At 50.9% G+C, this 14974-nt stretch carries 16 protein-coding genes; all 16 read right to left on the reverse strand.

The features are described 5' to 3' along the window. Positions 1-15: 15 nt before the first annotated feature. A complete protein-coding gene (gene glyS / locus BLS58_RS01740; protein WP_090395820.1) occupies positions 16-2100 on the reverse strand; it encodes a glycine--tRNA ligase subunit beta in 2085 nt (694 codons plus the stop codon). Continuing rightward, positions 2097-2987 (reverse strand): glycine--tRNA ligase subunit alpha, encoded by an 891-nt coding sequence (gene glyQ, locus BLS58_RS01745; RefSeq protein ID WP_090395821.1) that lies wholly within the window; start codon positions 2985-2987, stop codon positions 2097-2099. The genes glyS and glyQ overlap by 4 nt, the downstream gene beginning before the upstream one ends. A 272-nt stretch (positions 2988-3259) precedes the next feature. Then, positions 3260-4006: a DNA repair protein RecO gene (gene recO, locus BLS58_RS01750; protein ID WP_090395822.1), complete on the reverse strand. Its 747-nt coding sequence runs from the start codon at positions 4004-4006 to the stop codon at positions 3260-3262. Positions 4007-4029: 23 nt separating this feature from the next. Further along, entirely contained in the window at positions 4030-4167 is a 138-nt protein-coding gene (locus tag BLS58_RS01755) for a YqzL family protein (protein ID WP_090395823.1), read from the reverse strand. A gap of 201 nt (positions 4168-4368) precedes the next feature. After that, positions 4369-5265 (reverse strand): GTPase Era, encoded by an 897-nt coding sequence (era, locus tag BLS58_RS01760; protein ID WP_090395824.1) that lies wholly within the window; start codon positions 5263-5265, stop codon positions 4369-4371. Beyond that, complete coding sequence (locus BLS58_RS01765) at positions 5258-5656, reverse strand: cytidine deaminase (RefSeq protein ID WP_090395825.1); 399 nt, start codon at positions 5654-5656, stop codon at positions 5258-5260. The genes era and BLS58_RS01765 overlap by 8 nt, the downstream gene beginning before the upstream one ends. Before the next feature lie 9 nt (positions 5657-5665). After that, complete coding sequence (locus BLS58_RS01770; RefSeq protein ID WP_090395826.1) at positions 5666-6058, reverse strand: diacylglycerol kinase family protein; 393 nt, start codon at positions 6056-6058, stop codon at positions 5666-5668. Further along, complete coding sequence (gene ybeY / locus BLS58_RS01775; protein WP_090395827.1) at positions 6036-6500, reverse strand: rRNA maturation RNase YbeY; 465 nt, start codon at positions 6498-6500, stop codon at positions 6036-6038. Before ybeY ends, BLS58_RS01770 begins: the two co-directional genes overlap by 23 nt. Continuing rightward, entirely contained in the window at positions 6484-8631 is a 2148-nt protein-coding gene (locus tag BLS58_RS01780) for an HD family phosphohydrolase (protein WP_090395828.1), read from the reverse strand. The genes ybeY and BLS58_RS01780 overlap by 17 nt, the downstream gene beginning before the upstream one ends. Positions 8632-8659: 28 nt before the next feature. Then, positions 8660-9634: a PhoH family protein gene (locus tag BLS58_RS01785; protein WP_090395829.1), complete on the reverse strand. Its 975-nt coding sequence runs from the start codon at positions 9632-9634 to the stop codon at positions 8660-8662. 5 nt (positions 9635-9639) lie between these two features. Continuing rightward, positions 9640-10863: a sporulation protein YqfD gene (gene yqfD / locus BLS58_RS01790; protein ID WP_090395830.1), complete on the reverse strand. Its 1224-nt coding sequence runs from the start codon at positions 10861-10863 to the stop codon at positions 9640-9642. A gap of 10 nt (positions 10864-10873) precedes the next feature. Continuing rightward, positions 10874-11158 carry a sporulation protein YqfC gene (gene yqfC / locus BLS58_RS01795; RefSeq protein ID WP_090395831.1) on the reverse strand — a complete coding sequence of 95 codons (285 nt, stop codon included), beginning with the start codon at positions 11156-11158 and terminating at the stop codon, positions 10874-10876. Positions 11159-11350: 192 nt separating this feature from the next. Beyond that, positions 11351-11890: a hypothetical protein gene (locus BLS58_RS01800; RefSeq protein ID WP_090395832.1), complete on the reverse strand. Its 540-nt coding sequence runs from the start codon at positions 11888-11890 to the stop codon at positions 11351-11353. A gap of 28 nt (positions 11891-11918) precedes the next feature. Then, positions 11919-12926, reverse strand: coding sequence for a flotillin-like protein FloA (gene floA, locus BLS58_RS01805; protein WP_425433657.1), 1008 nt, complete (start codon positions 12924-12926; stop codon positions 11919-11921). 36 nt (positions 12927-12962) lie between these two features. Then, entirely contained in the window at positions 12963-14285 is a 1323-nt protein-coding gene (locus BLS58_RS01810) for an NfeD family protein (protein WP_090395933.1), read from the reverse strand. A gap of 239 nt (positions 14286-14524) precedes the next feature. After that, the gene (rpsU, locus tag BLS58_RS01815) at positions 14525-14698 is read right to left on the reverse strand and encodes a 30S ribosomal protein S21 (RefSeq protein ID WP_090395834.1); all 174 of its coding nucleotides are present in this window, start codon (positions 14696-14698) and stop codon (positions 14525-14527) included. Between the last annotated feature and the right edge of the window lie 276 nt (positions 14699-14974).

Consider the following 14974-nt stretch of genomic DNA (forward strand, 5'->3'; position numbering starts at 1 on the left):
CCTCCGAAATGGCCTTTACGAAGGAATGACCAACGATTGAAAACGGGCAAACCGGTTGATTTCCCGGGATAACAGCTGCATTTGCCGCAGACGGTTCGTCCGCAGCTTGTCGTCTTCACTCATAACCATCGTCCCATCGAAATAACGATGAATCGTCGGGGTTAGCCTGACGAGTGTCTCCCAGGCTTTCTGTAATTCTTTCTTCGCCAGGAAAGCCGGCAATTCCTGCTTAAGTGTGACATACGCGCTATAAAGTTCCCTTTCCGCTTCTTGTTCAAAAGCTTCCGGCTCAGGCGGGTTCATTTCCTCATCCGCCACCTTTTTCGCAATATTGTTCACGCGCCCGAAGGCTTCCGCCACTTCTTTCATCTCGTCTGTACCGTGTTTCTCCTGCAAAAAGGCCGCCCGCGCAAACAAGGTATCCAAACGGCCGTATGGCGGGATTAATACAGCGTTTACCACATCATGGGCGACACCTTCCTCTCCCAGCAACGCTTTGAACCGTAAGGCAAAAAATTCACCGGCTTCTCTAGACAGCTCGGAAACATCGCTCGTCAAACCTTCTTCGCGAACGGCCTCAACAGTCAGGGAAAGCATCGTTTCAAACGGGACGGGGAAATCATAGCGGTTAGCCATCTGCACGATCGCCTGCGCCTGCCGTCTCAATCCGTGCGGGTCCTGGGATCCCGTCGGTGTCAGGCCAATGGCGAGTGACGTCATGATCGTATCCCATTTATCAGCCATACTTACGAGCAATCCTACCGTTGTTCCCGGAAGCTCGTCACCGTTAAAGCGCGGCAAATACTGCTCCTTGATCGCTGTCGCCACTGCTTCTTTTTCCCCGAGCCTGAAGGCGTAATCCGCACCCATAATGCCTTGCAGTTCCGGGAATTCATCGACCATGTTCGAGGATAAGTCGAACTTCAGCAATTGTGCGGCGCGTGTGACATTTTCGATGACCTCTTCCGAAAAACCCGCTTTTACGGCCAGTTCACGAGCGATTTTTACCGTGCGCCGTTGTTTGTCTCCAAGGGAGCCCACTTGTTCGCGCTCGACAATATGCTCCAGCTTTTCCATGAATTGATCCAGTGACCGCGCCTGGTCTTCTTCGTAGAAAAAGACGGCATCGGCCAGGCGCGCCCGCAATACTTTTTCATTCCCTTTTTGCACCTGTTCCAGATAGCGGTGATCGCCGTTTCGGACCGTTACAAAATAGGGCAACAAATGACCGGTTGTGTCACGGACGGCAAAGTAACGTTGGTGCTCGCGCATCGTCGTGATCAACACATCATCCGGAAGTTGTAAGTAACGTTCGGCAAAGGTTCCGTACAGAACCGTCGGATATTCGACGAGATTCGTCACTTCCTGAAGCAGGTCTTCGTCGCCGGGAACACGCCAGTTCTGTTCCTCTTCAAGCATCTCCAGCTGTTTTCGGATCGCGTCTTTTCTCGCTTCGGGATTGACGAGGACGAACGCGCGCATCAGTGCTTGTTCATAATCCCGGGGGTGCGGCAAGGATACCGTTTCTCCGAGAAAACGATGACCGGCGCTTTCGCGACCGCTTTTAACCCCCGCAATCTCATAGGGAACGATGTCGTCGCCAAACAGCGCGACGAGCCAGCGAATCGGGCGCACGTAACGTAACTGTTCCCGGCCCCAGCGCATGCTTTTCGGGAAGGTCAGGGTCGTGAGCAACGCGATCGCCTCCGGCAGCAGATCGATCGTCGCTTCCCCTTTTTTCTCTATGTTCGCGAACACATACGACCCTTGCGACGTTTCTTTTTCCACGAGCTGGTCGGCCTCGACGCCTTGCCCGCGGGCAAAACCGAGCGCCGCTTTCGTCCACTGGCCTTCCTCATCTTTCGCGATCGTCACCGCCGGCCCGCGTGCCTCTTCAACGGTCCCGCTCTGTTTCTCCGTTAAGTCTTCGATCAGCACGCTTAGTCGGCGCGGCGTGGAATAGGTATGGATCGCGGAATAAGACAACCGCTGGTCGCTTAGCCATTTTTCCATTTTCGCACGCAACTCTTCACGCGCGTCATCGATATATTGCGCCGGCATTTCCTCGACACCGACTTCGAGCAAAAAGGGCCTCGTCATGATCCGGCATCCTCCTTTTCTTCTTTTAACAGCGGGAAGCCAAGATTCTCCCTAGTAGCATAATGGATGGAGGCGCATTTTCTGGCGAGCTTGCGCACTCTGCCGATATAACCGGTGCGCTCGGTGACCGAAATCGCGCCCCCGGCATCGAGCATGTTGAACGTGTGGGAACACTTCAGAATATAATCATACGCCGGAAACACGAGTCCTTCTTCCAGGGCTCGTCCCGCTTCTTTCTCATACGTGATAAACAGCTGTTTGAGCATGTCATGGTCGGCGACCTGAAATGTATAAGTCGAATGTTCCAATTCCGGCTGATAGAAAATATCCCGGTACGTGAAACCGCCTTGCCACTCAAGGTCAAACACATTTTCCTTATCCTGAATATAGGAACAAATCCGCTCGATGCCATAGGTGAGCTCAACTGCTACCGGAGCGGCATCAAGGCCCCCGACTTGCTGGAAATAGGTGAACTGTGTAATCTCCATCCCGTCCAGCCAGACTTCCCAGCCCAGCCCCCAGGCGTTTAGGGTTGCATCTTCCCAATTATCCTCCACGAAGCGAATGTCGTGTTCCTCGGGCTTGATCCCGAGCGCTTCCAGACTTTGCAAAAAAAGATCCTGAATATTGTCCGGTGACGGCTTCATAAGCACCTGAAACTGATGATGCTGATAGAGACGGTTCGGATTCTCCCCATACCTTCCATCCGACGGGCGTCGTGAGGGCTCAACATACGCCACATTCCACGGCTCGGGACCGATGCTGCGCAAAAACGTCATCGGATTCATCGTCCCGGCTCCTTTTTCCACATCATACGGTTGCATAAGAAAACAATTCTGCTTCGCCCAATACGATTGCAGGTTTAAAATCACTTCCTGAACGTTCATGCAAAAACTCCTTTCTCGTACACAAAAAAACCCGCCCCCAAGAAAGCTTAGGGACGGGATGACTCCCGCGGTTCCACCCTAGTTGTATGCGTGTCCGTCACACGAATACCCCTTTGTCACCATACTCCAAAGCGCCTTCCGAGGGCGGCAGTTGTGGCTTTCACCATCCCACATCGCTGGTCACTGCCGTATTCCAGGTACTACTCTTCTTCCACGTATGTTTGGCTCATCTCATTTTGTCTCCAAAATATACTGTAAATGAAGCACCGTTGTCAAGGTTTCCATTGCTGCCACTGCTCCAGAAACCGTTTCGACTTTAAATACAGGCCGGAATATGTATCATAATAGGCTTCCAGAAGTTGACGGAGCCAATGTTTCGTTTCAGGCTTTAAGTGCACGCGTCCCAGTCGTTGCGGATCCATATAATACAGTTGCCTAAGCAACTGCACCTGCTTCGCCGTCAACGAAAAGCGATGTTCATCAAGGCGGCTGCATTGCTCACAGAGAAAACCCGCTTCCTGCACCGAAAAGGAAAAATCCCCCTCGGTCCGGCCACACGACGCACAGCGGTCCAGTTCAGGCTTTATCCCGGCCACATACGTCATTTTCAACTCAAACATCCTCAGCAACACTTCCGCATCTTCACCCTTTTCAATGAAGCGAAGGATCGTAAGGAGGAGCATGAACAGGGAAGGGCTCGCCTCACGCTCTGTCGTTACCCCGTCCAGCAGTTCACAGACGTAAGCGGCATAAGCGGCCGCCTCTATATCCTCGTGCACATGTCTGAACGCTTCCAGGACTTCGCCCTGCGACAGTGTACTCATGGACTTTCGATAATGAAATTGAAAAAGGCCATATGAAAACAATTGGCTCACCGCGGCAAACGGGCTGTTTGTCTTCTTTGCCCCCCGCGCCATTAAAGGCAATTTGCCGCGTTCTTTTGTAAACACCGTAAGGATGACGTGGGATTCGCCGTATGAAACGGTCCGTATGACAATCCCTTCGGTTTTTTCCAGCATGAGCCTTCATCCCCACTCATTTATCATTCGTCGTAATGCCTCGTCGAAGCCGCTTCTTCTTCAGCAGGTTCTACCCATTCATCATCACGTTCGAATTCTTTATGCAATAAATACGCATCGAGGTCACCAGTCAGAGCAAATAACTTCCAATAATTTAACATCTGTAGCTCCCCTCTTCATTCATATCATTTTTTGTTTCTAACGTTAGAATGAGCAAATACGCGAGTACTCATAACAGAGAAAATTTACTATTCGTGGTTGAATTTAAATGGGCTACACTTCTGACTATAAAGGGTGAGCCTGGAAAAAACAATCCTTTCGGGTGAATCACCGTTAATCACCATTATTTCGTCAAGCGGGGATTACTCCTTGTCACTATAGCCCTGCTCCTCAAGAAAGCGTGCTTTATTTCGCCAATCTTTTTGTACTTTCACCCACAAGTCGAGATATACATCCGTCCCGAGAAGCGTCCGGATATCGGTCCGCGCTTGCTGGCCGATCGTTTTTAGCATCGCTCCGTTGCGGCCGATAATAATCCCTTTCTGTGACTGGCGCTCGACGACAACCGTGGCTTGCACATACGTTTTGCGCTGCTCCTCTTCGCGTACGTCATCGATGATGACTGCGATCGAATGCGGGATTTCATCACGGGTATGCCAAAGCACCTTTTCCCGAATCAGTTCAGCCATGATAAACCGTTCCGGATGATCGGTGATCTCGTCTTCAGGATAATATTGCGGGCCTTCCGGCAAATACTCGTATATATGGCTCATGAGGGGGTCGACATTTTGATTCCGTACAGCCGAAATCGGAAATATTTCCGCAAACGTGTGATAATGGCGGTATTCTTCAATACGTTCCAGAATCCGGTCAGGATGAATTTTGTCGATCTTGTTCATGATGAGAAACACGGGCGTCTGTACACTTCGCAATGCGTCGAGAATGAATTGTTCCCCGCGCCCGAAAGGTTCCGAGACATCGATGAACAGCATAATGAGGTCCACCTCGGAGAGCGTTTCCAGCGCTGTGTTCACCATAAATTCGCCCAGTTGATGCTTCGGCTTGTGAATCCCGGGGGTATCAACGAAAATGATTTGCCCATCCGCTTCGGTATGTACCGCCTGAATCTTATTGCGGGTCGTCTGCGGTTTATCACTCATAATCGCGATCTTCTGACCGAGCACCTGATTTAAAAATGTTGATTTCCCTGCGTTCGGGCGGCCGATCAAGGCCACGAAACCGGAACGGTGACTATCCATCCATATCCCCCGCTTCAAAGGCACCAGGCAAAAGCTCGGCAACGGTCGTTTTTTTCACATCGCCGTGTTCATTGGCGAGAATCACTTCAGCATCCCTGTCCATAAATTCACTCATAACTTGTCTGCACGCGCCGCATGGAGCGACGGGGTCTTTCGTATCCGCGACGACCGCGATTTTGTTTATGCGCCGGACGCCTGTGGAGACCGCCTTGAAAATCGCCGTCCGCTCGCCGCAATTCGAAAGGCCGTAGGAAGCATTTTCAATGTTACAGCCTTGATGCAAGTAACCATCTTCCGCCTCAACGCACGCGCCTACCGGAAAATTTGAATACGGCACGTACGCCGTGCCTTTAGCTGTTTTTGCCTGTTCGATCAACTCGTCCATGTTCATCACCCTTTCCTAGCCAAAAATGTCAAGCAACGGTTCATAAAAAATAATAATGCCGACGACAATCGCGATCAGCGTATAAATAAAAACAGCAGTGGCCGCTACGTCCTTCGCGATTTTGGCGAGCGGATGATACCCACTGCTCACCATGTCCACCACCCGTTCGATCGCTGTGTTTACGAGTTCAAGGGCTATCACACCGCCGGTTATGATAAACAGCAACGCCCACTCGAGGGGAGTGACCCCAACGATGAGCCCCAGTAAAAGGACGGTCGCCGCGATCGCCAAATGAATGGCCATATTCTGCTCGTTTTTGACGACGTACCATAACCCTCTGCCCGCGAAAATAAAAGAAAACAGTAAGCGGCGAACACCCTTTTGTTTACGTTTCTCTGGCCAAACCATAAGCCTGCAACAATTCCTCCTGCAACGTGAACATCTCTTTTTCCTCTTCAGTCGATTCATGACCGTAACCGAGTAAATGAAGGAGACCGTGGAGGGCCAAAAAACAGAGTTCACGCTCAATTGAATGCCCGTATTCCTCCGCCTGATCCCGCATGCGCTTCACACAAATGACAATATCGCCAAGTGTATGCCCGGCGGGCGATATCACCTGGTCCTCCTCGTCATTCAACGCGAAGGAAAGCACATCGGTCACTTGATCCTTGCCGCGATAATCACGGTTTAATGTCCGGATCTTTGTTTCATCGACGAATAACAGGGAGCATTCGGTGTGCGCGTGGAGACCGAGACGTTCACATGCCGATTGTAACACGTTCCTCACAAGCGTGAGCCGGGACTGGGTAAGCGTCGTCGTCTCATCGTGAATATCAATGTCTGCTGCCATTAGCTGTTTTCTCCTTTTCGTCCTTATGATCGGGATATTCAATCCGGGAATGAAACGTGCCCTTTAACGTCTCACACATCGTGTTTGCCACAATGGATAACTCTTTCATCGTGAGATCACATTCCGAAAACTGTCCGTCTACAAACCGCTCACGAATAATCTCGTTCACGAGCGTTTCAATTTTAGCGGTGGTCGGCGCGTCCATGGAACGGACAGCCGCTTCCACCCCATCGGCGATTCCGACTACCGCTGATTCCTTAAACTGCGCTTTCGGGCCCGGATAACGATAATCTTCTTCCTTTGGATTCATGCCTTCCTCTTTCGCTTTATGGTAAAAATATTTCAGCAACGCCGTCCCGTGATGCTGCTTGGCTATATCGACGATAGGCTTCGGAAAGTTATCTTCCTGAAGAATGCGGGCGCCGTCATACGGGTGCTCGATGATGATCTGTTTACTCATGTCCGGCGAGAGCTTCTCGTGTGGGTTTGTCATCTGCAGCTGATTTTCAATAAAATAAAGGGGACGTTTCGTTTTGCCCAGATCATGGTAGTAAGCTCCGACGCGCGCGAGTAGTCCATTCGTGCCGATGGCTTCACACGCCGCTTCGGAAAGATTGGCGACCATGACACTATGATGGTACGTACCCGGCGCTTCCAGCAATATTTTTCTGAGCAACGGTTGATTGGCATTCGCCAGTTCGATCAATTTCGTCTTCGTCAGAATGTTGAATCCCGTTTCGAAAAAAGGCATAAGCCCCAGCGTTAAAACGGCCGCCAGAAAACCTGATCCCACCGCGAAACTCACATCCAGACCGTAGCTGTCCCAAGCGAGCGGCGCATTGCTTAAAAGATAAAAAGCGGTTATCGTCAGGGCATTCGTCACTGCAATAAAAACCCCTGATTGCAACACCTTTGCCACGCGCGGGGTTTTTCCGATAAAAAAGACACCCGCCATTCCGCTAAACAACGCGTAAATCATAAAGGTCGCATGAAAGATCCCTGAGGCGTCATCATTGAAAATGACACCGCCGGCCAATGCAAACAACACACCGGAATAAAGCGCAACCCGATAAGAAAGCAGCTGGGCGAGAAGCATGCCCCCAAGCGCCACAGGCGTCAGCCACAAAAGGCCTTCCAAATCAAGCAGGTTGAGCACACTCATCACTTTCATGACTGCCAGCATAATGAAAAAGACGAGCACATACAGAAAGAGAGACCGGTTACTATCCCGAAGGGGTGAACTCGTTTGCGCCGAATAGAACGCGATCATACCAACGATCAAGCCGACAAAGATCAATAACCCCACATATGGAAGCGGGGAGAGGCCTTCGTCCAATAAGCCTGTCAGACTTATCTGCTCATAGATGTCATTGGTTATGATTTCCCCTTCCCGGGCAAGCAGTTCCCCCTCCTGAATGAGCACGGGTTCCACATCATCGAGAACGGCTTCCCGTTGTTCAGCCGTCGCTTCATTATCATACAGGTAATTGGCCGTAACCATACGAGCGGCAATTTCCGAGGTCGCCGCTTGCAGCTGGGCACTGCCCATCGACCTGGAAATGCGTTCCTCTACTTCTTCTTCGGCAGCGGGAACATCATCGACAGCTATTTCTTCATCCATCACTTCATGAACCGCGTTGCGGGCGGCATCGCGCCCGATCGTCAGTTGATCTTCGCTTACGGTAAGTAATGTCTCCAGCGCATCTGCGGATATGGTCTCGTCCACATCCTGCTCGAGAGCCTCTTGCAGTTCTTCCGCCGCCCCTTCCATATCCTCTGCTTCATCGTCTATATCAGCCTGGACATCTGCGGTGATATTAAAGATAGCATTTATCCTCTCGGATTGCATCTGCCCGTAATCCTGGTGATGGACGTAGACAGGCTCCACATCTTCCAACGCTTCTTGTTCGCGGGCAGCCGTCTCGGACTCATGTTCGACAGTGATGGGGGAACGAATATCTTCAGGGGCGGGTTCGGAGTGAGAGACATTCAAAAGCTCGGGCTGGACATTGGTAACCATGGAGGCATAAAGGAGGAGGCCAAGCAACAAAAATAAACCAAGGCGTACCGTTCGCTGGCGAGTGCCGAAGGTACGGCGCTTCCTCTGTTTTTCATTATTGTTTTCCGTCATGAGATTCACTCCAGCCTTCGTTCGGCACTCATTGTGAAGAGGGGTCGCTTTCCGCCTTCTCATAGGCTTCCAACACCCGTTGGACGATGGTATGACGAACGACGTCAGCCCCTTGCAAATAGACGAAAGCGATATCATCAACGTCTTTGAGAATGTCGATGGCGACGCGCATGCCGGATTTTTTTCCCTTTGGCAAATCCACTTGCGTCAAATCCCCGTTGACGATCATTTTAGAACCAAAACCAAGTCTCGTCAGAAACATTTTCATCTGTTCAGGTGTGGTGTTTTGTGCTTCATCGAGAATAACGAAAGCATCATCAAGCGTACGCCCACGCATATAAGCGAGCGGAGCCACTTCGATCGTTCCTCTTTCCATCAACCGCGTCGTATGTTCACTGCCAAAAACATCGTGGAGCGCGTCATACAAGGGGCGTAAATAAGGATCGACCTTTTCTTTCAAGTCGCCGGGCAGAAACCCCAGGTTCTCTCCGGCTTCGATGGCAGGGCGGGTAAGCACGATCCGCTGCACGCCTCCTGATTTCAGTGCGGCCACCGCCATCACGACCGCTAAAAATGTCTTCCCGGTTCCGGCCGGTCCGACGCCGAACACCATGTCGTGTTTACGAATCGCGCTCACGTAACTTTGTTGGCCCAGCGTTTTCACTGTGATCGGTTTACCCTTGGCATTGGTCGCAATCGTTTCCTGATAAATATGGTTTAACTTTTCCAGTTGGCCCTGGTTGTCAAGTTGAATCGCATAGATGACGTCACGTTCCCCAAGCACGATCCCTTTACGTACAAGCTGCAATAGTTGCCCCATGACACGTTCGACCGTAGCGAGCGTTTCTTCATCCCCGCTCACGACAAGCGCTTCCCCGCGAATAACGATAGAGACTTGCAATAGTTCTTCCACACGCTTAATATGAACATCATTGGGACCGAACAGTGTTTGCAGTTCGGTTGTATCCTGGACGTGTAGTTCAATGACTTTTCGCTCAGTCACATTTCTCAATCTCCTTGTCTGATAGGCGCTTCTTCCGCTATATCTTCTTCGACTTCGTAAAGGATGGATAATCTTACTGTACCATTGTCACTTTGTTGCTGTAAAATATTTTCGGACAAGACTGCGGCGTCACTGTCGAGGGTACGGAGCAATTCTCGCTCTCCCAATGACTTGCCGATCTCTATGAGTTCGTCTTCCTCATACGAGCGGGTAACGGCCACTTTTTCCTCGTAACTCGTTCGTTCGATGGGTAAAGGGATGTCCGTAAAATATAGAGGAATGTTCACCTCGTTTGTTTCCGCCTCGTAACGGTCGTATAAATGTTCAGCATTTTGACCCCAAAACGTCCATTCGTTCCCGAACAGTTGCAATTCAAAGCTTCTCGTTCTCTCCCCCGTCAACACCTCGCCGCTGATCTCAAACGGCAGTTCAATCGATCCGCGATACCAAGTCTCCGCGCGTACCTCTCCGATGGCGGCCACCTCTTCATCCGCGACGCCGTCTTCTTCATCCTCATCTTCTTCCTGACCCTCGCACCCGATCCTTCCGGTAATGAGTAAGTCACCTTCTTCGACATAGGCATTCCGCGTTACTTCTCCGCGGCCATGTTCAACATAAATGTCCCGAATGACGCCGTTTTTCCTGGCAACGAGGTCGCGGGGAGCGATCTCCTCTTCTTCCTCGGCCAGCTGCTGTTCCACGACATGAAATTGGTAGGCGGTCCCCCGTCTTTCAACACCGATCCACGTCGCTCCCGGCACTTCTTCGCTCACCCGTTGCTGAAGTTCTGCTTCCGGAGGCAACGGCCACTGGGGTTGTCCCGGCTGCAGCCCTATATCGGCCGCCCATTCCTCAATTTCATGCTCGATGCCCGGAGAAGCCCCCTCGATATCGACACGCCACACCATTTGCGAAAGCAGAAAAAGCACGATGCAAAAGGCGAAAATCCCAAGCATAAACCCAAAGCGTCGCCGCCCCTGGCGCGTAAACACATAAAGGCCGCGCCGTCTTCCAAAGCGAACGGAAACATTCATATGTTTTGTGATTTTGCGCAACGATTTTACATCCGCGATTCGAATGGTGGCTTGCAACATTTTACCGCTGCTTGTCCGCCTGATATCCGATAAGGTGATGTTATTTTCCACGCAGCGATTGATAAATGCCTCCAGCTCATCTCCCTCGACCTTCATCTCTACTAATCCTAGCCAGTCCGGGTTTTTCTTAAACATAAAGCCTTCCTCACCCCTTGCCCGTATGTGTGACTTGTTCAATCGTTCCTTCAAGAATTAACTCTTCCGGCAGAATTCGTTTGATGATTAAGTCTTGCCCCGTAACGATCAACTCACCTTCAAAGAGACGAAGATGCACACGCTGGGGGGAAAAAGAAAGAATGCCACGGTGATTCTCTATATAGACATGCAGTTGGCCGATCATCGTCACCCGCGCCACCCCCATCGTGACATCGGCCGGCACTTCCATGCCTTTTGTAAGCCACTTGTTGACTCGTCTGGACAGTCGTTTCACAAGGATCCCTCCTCGGCTATATATATGTTTAGATCCCGGCCTCTATCACGGCTTTTACATAAAGAAAACTTGGCTTTCGCCAAGTATGGCGAAAGCCTTAGTTGCACTTATGCAGGATAAGAAAGTGGTTTATACTTTCTTACCTACCAAAAAAAGAACGCGGCGTACCGCGTTCTTTTCGTGAGACTATGATCAGCGTATCATACGATTCGTCTTGTGAGGCCGTTTCGATTTCGGCTCGCCGAGAACTTCTGACCAGATAACGCCTTTGACGACGTTATTGCCGGATAAATCCCCGAAGGGTACCGATTGACGTGGGCGATTTTTTTTATCGACTGTCATCGGCGGCGTTTCCGTATTTTCCAGACGTCTTTTCGCCTCTCGGCTTTCGCGCCGAAGCCTCTCTCTTTCTCGTTCGTATTCGCGACGACCATCGCTCGTTTCCGTCTTCTCGTCTCGATAGACTTCGCTTTCCGCTCTCGGCGCCCGCTGGGTCGGATGCTCCTCATTGTCGTTCATCACATCTTCAAACTGTTTTCGCAGCTCCCCGAACAGACCGCCTTCCCGGTCGTTGCTGCCTTGTTCACTGGAAGGTCTGTTCGTGGGCGGCCCTGTACCTGGCCGAGAACGTTCGCGCTGTTCTCGTTCTTTTTTTTGCTGGGCATTATTGCCGATCGCGTTAAAAATCGTCATCGCGATGAAAATGAGAATGAAAATAAACAGAAGATCCAAGGTTAAGCCCCCTTTCTACCGCAAATCATTACTGATGGACGTTTTTATGGGGGTCTCCGTCGTCATCTTCATCCCCGGTGGCTTTTCCGATATTCTTTCTCATGTTCGTGTCAGCTTCCACGTTCTGTAAGTTGTAATAATCCATCACGCCGATATTACCGGAACGAAGCGCTTCTGCCATCGCTTTGGGCACCTCTGCTTCGGCTTCGACGACGCGGGCGCGCATTTCTTCGACGCGGGCATTCATTTCCTGTTCCTGAGCCACAGCCATGGCCCGACGTTCTTCTGCTTTCGCCTGCGCGATATTCTTGTCGGCTTCAGCTTGATCCGTCTGCAATTCGGCACCGATGTTCTTGCCAATGTCGATATCGGCAATATCGATGGACAGAATTTCGAAAGCTGTACCGGAATCAAGACCCTTACTTAAGACCGTTTGCGAAATACTGTCCGGATTCTCAAGCACTTGCTTGTGATTCTCGCTGGAACCGATGGTAGACACGATTCCCTCGCCGACACGCGCGATGATCGTTTCTTCACCGGCACCCCCGACGAGACGGTCGATGTTGGCCCGCACGGTGATCCGGGACTTCGCTTTAATTTCAATCCCGTCCATGGCCACACCGGCGATAAACGGTGTTTCAATCACTTTCGGATTAACGCTCATCTGCACGGCTTCGAGAACGTCACGACCGGCCAGGTCAATCGCCGCCGCGCGCTCAAACGTCAATTCAATGTTCGCCCGATGCGCCGCGATGAGCGCGTTGACAACACGATCGACATTACCGCCCGCCAGATAGTGACCTTCCAGCTTGTTCAGGACGATATCCAACCCGGCTTTTTTAGCCTTCACCAACGGGTTGACGACACGTTTCGGCACAATCCGGCGCAAACGCATCCCGACGAGTTGGAAAATCCCAATTCTAACGTTGGCTGCCATTGCAGCGATCCATAATCCAACCGGAATAAAAGTAAATAAGATCCCTAATACGATAACAGCGATGGCAATCGCCACAAGTACTATGATTTCTGTTGGCACTAAAATTCCTCCTTTTTCTTGATCGCCGAGTCTTCCTTATGAAGTCCCGGACTCTTGTTGCTTACTGTTTCCATCGACAGCTCTTACGACGATACGCGAACCGGACACGGATATGACTTTCACATCGTTTCCGGCTTCTACGAATCTTCCTTCCGTCACAACATCGAAATTCTCTCCCGACATCGTCATCAGTCCCGCGGGCCGCAATGGGGTTAATGACCGCCCGATTTGGCCGACAAGTTCCTCGCGTTCACCTGTTTCTGTCGTCTCCGCTGTCGTGCTCACGCCATCACTTAACACGAGCTTTTGCATAAAGCCGATGCGGCCGAAGTATTTAAATAACAGGACAGCGGCCACCGACATAATCACCATGGCGATGAACACAGACAATAGAATTTGCGTCGTATCGAACGAGGCCATAAATATACTGCCAACGATCGAAGCCAGCCCCAGCAGTCCGAAGATACCGAAACCGGTAAACACAACTTCCAAACCGATGAAAATGAGACCCAATACGAGTAAAATAATCGCTTCCATTCCTGCAAAGCCGGCAAACAAATGACCGAAGAAGAAGAGTCCCAACGAACCAAGGCCCACTATACCCGGCAGGCCAAATCCGGGAGAAAACAACTCCATGATTAAACCGACGCCGCCAACGGTCAGCAAAATCGGGATGATCATCGGATTCGTCATCCAGCGTGCCAGCTGTTCAGCGAGGCTTACCTCCGAGTCCACTTGTTCGGCATCTTCCAAACCGAGGAAGGCGAGGACTTCGTCACGATCCGTAACGAGCGTCTCCGCGTAATCAACGTCCAATGCCTCCTCGGCATACATCGACAACGGTTCCTCCGGATCGGTCATCGCCCTGGCGTATTCGGGATCGCGGTCATGCTCGCTGCTTTGGGCCGCGCTTTCCATGTTCGACACCCAGGCTTGATGGGCCTTTTCATCAGCGGCTTCACCCGAACCATCCACAACGGCGGCCGAGCCCATGGTTGCATTTGGATCCATAACGATGTTATCCGCATTCAACGCGATATACGCGCCTGCTGACGTAGCTTCGCCGGTGACATAGGCCGTGATCGGGACTTCCGTATTCTGAATGATGTTGGCAATGTTTCCGGCTGCATCGACGGCGCCGCCCGGCGTGTCAATTTCAAGGACAATGTGATCGGCCCCCGCTTGTGTAGCCTCATCGATGGAACGATCGAGAAACGCCTCCAAGCCGCGTTCGACGGTCTGCTCAACGGGAATGAAGTGAACGGCACTGTCACTTTGTGCACTTGAAAAAAACGGCATCATCATTCCTGCTATGACGAACAATAACAGAAAGAAACCGATCCGTAGATTTTTTCCCACTTCATTCACTTCCCTTCCTTAAGATTTCTCCGGGATCATTCGCGGGCAGGGATCATAACTTACCTCCATTAAATCAAACTTTTTTGCCCTCGACAAGAAATTGCACTCTGAATATACGAACTCTCATATAAATGTTAGAAAATTTGGTTTGTCCGGGCAAATAAAACCCCCGGTATGCCGGGGGAACGACTCCTTCAAAAAGGAAATTCCTGAAAATTTAATGTTGTTTTAAAGTCCGATCAGAACTTTCGCTTCCGGGCCGCTTCCGATTTTTTCTTGCGCTTGACACTCGGCTTTTCATAATGTTTACGCTTGCGAACTTCCGCGAGTGTTCCATCCTTGGAAACGTTCTTCTTAAATCGACGCAGAGCTGAATCGAGTGACTCATTTTTACGTATACGTGTTTCAGACATTTGAATCCCTCCCTCCGCACAACCGCTCACGATCATGGTTTAACTCGTCCCCGGGAAGAGGGCAAGTTTATTCATTTAACAAAATTGTAAAGGAAAAATCCTAAAAATGCAACAACAAACTGCTTTCATACAAGGCAAACCGCCTCATCTATCCCCCAGATGGAAGGCGTTTGCTATGAAAGGAACGGGTCAAGTGATGTTGTCCCTCAATGGGCAGGCGGAACGCTCCGTGAGGGATGAAATACTCGATTTCATACCCCAAATGCCAGACGGGGC

This window comes from Natribacillus halophilus (genome assembly GCF_900100185.1).
Lineage (GTDB): Bacteria > Bacillota > Bacilli > Bacillales > Marinococcaceae > Natribacillus > Natribacillus halophilus.

Bases quoted from the DNA above. Each gene is read 5' to 3' on its own strand.
- glyQ (WP_090395821.1), bottom strand. From the start codon at position 2,987: ATGAACGTTCAGGAAGTGATTTTAAACCTGCAATCGTATTGGGCGAAG.
- recO (WP_090395822.1), bottom strand. From the start codon at position 4,006: ATGCTGGAAAAAACCGAAGGGATTGTCATACGGACCGTTTCATACGGC.
- rpsU (WP_090395834.1), bottom strand. From the start codon at position 14,698: ATGTCTGAAACACGTATACGTAAAAATGAGTCACTCGATTCAGCTCTG.
- BLS58_RS01780 (WP_090395828.1), bottom strand. From the start codon at position 8,631: ATGACGGAAAACAATAATGAAAAACAGAGGAAGCGCCGTACCTTCGGC.
- yqfD (WP_090395830.1), bottom strand. From the start codon at position 10,863: ATGTTTAAGAAAAACCCGGACTGGCTAGGATTAGTAGAGATGAAGGTC.
- glyS (WP_090395820.1), bottom strand. From the start codon at position 2,100: ATGACGAGGCCCTTTTTGCTCGAAGTCGGTGTCGAGGAAATGCCGGCG.
- ybeY (WP_090395827.1), bottom strand. From the start codon at position 6,500: ATGGCAGCAGACATTGATATTCACGATGAGACGACGACGCTTACCCAG.
- BLS58_RS01755 (WP_090395823.1), bottom strand. From the start codon at position 4,167: ATGTTAAATTATTGGAAGTTATTTGCTCTGACTGGTGACCTCGATGCG.
- BLS58_RS01765 (WP_090395825.1), bottom strand. From the start codon at position 5,656: ATGAACATGGACGAGTTGATCGAACAGGCAAAAACAGCTAAAGGCACG.
- era (WP_090395824.1), bottom strand. From the start codon at position 5,265: ATGGATAGTCACCGTTCCGGTTTCGTGGCCTTGATCGGCCGCCCGAAC.
- BLS58_RS01770 (WP_090395826.1), bottom strand. From the start codon at position 6,058: ATGGTTTGGCCAGAGAAACGTAAACAAAAGGGTGTTCGCCGCTTACTG.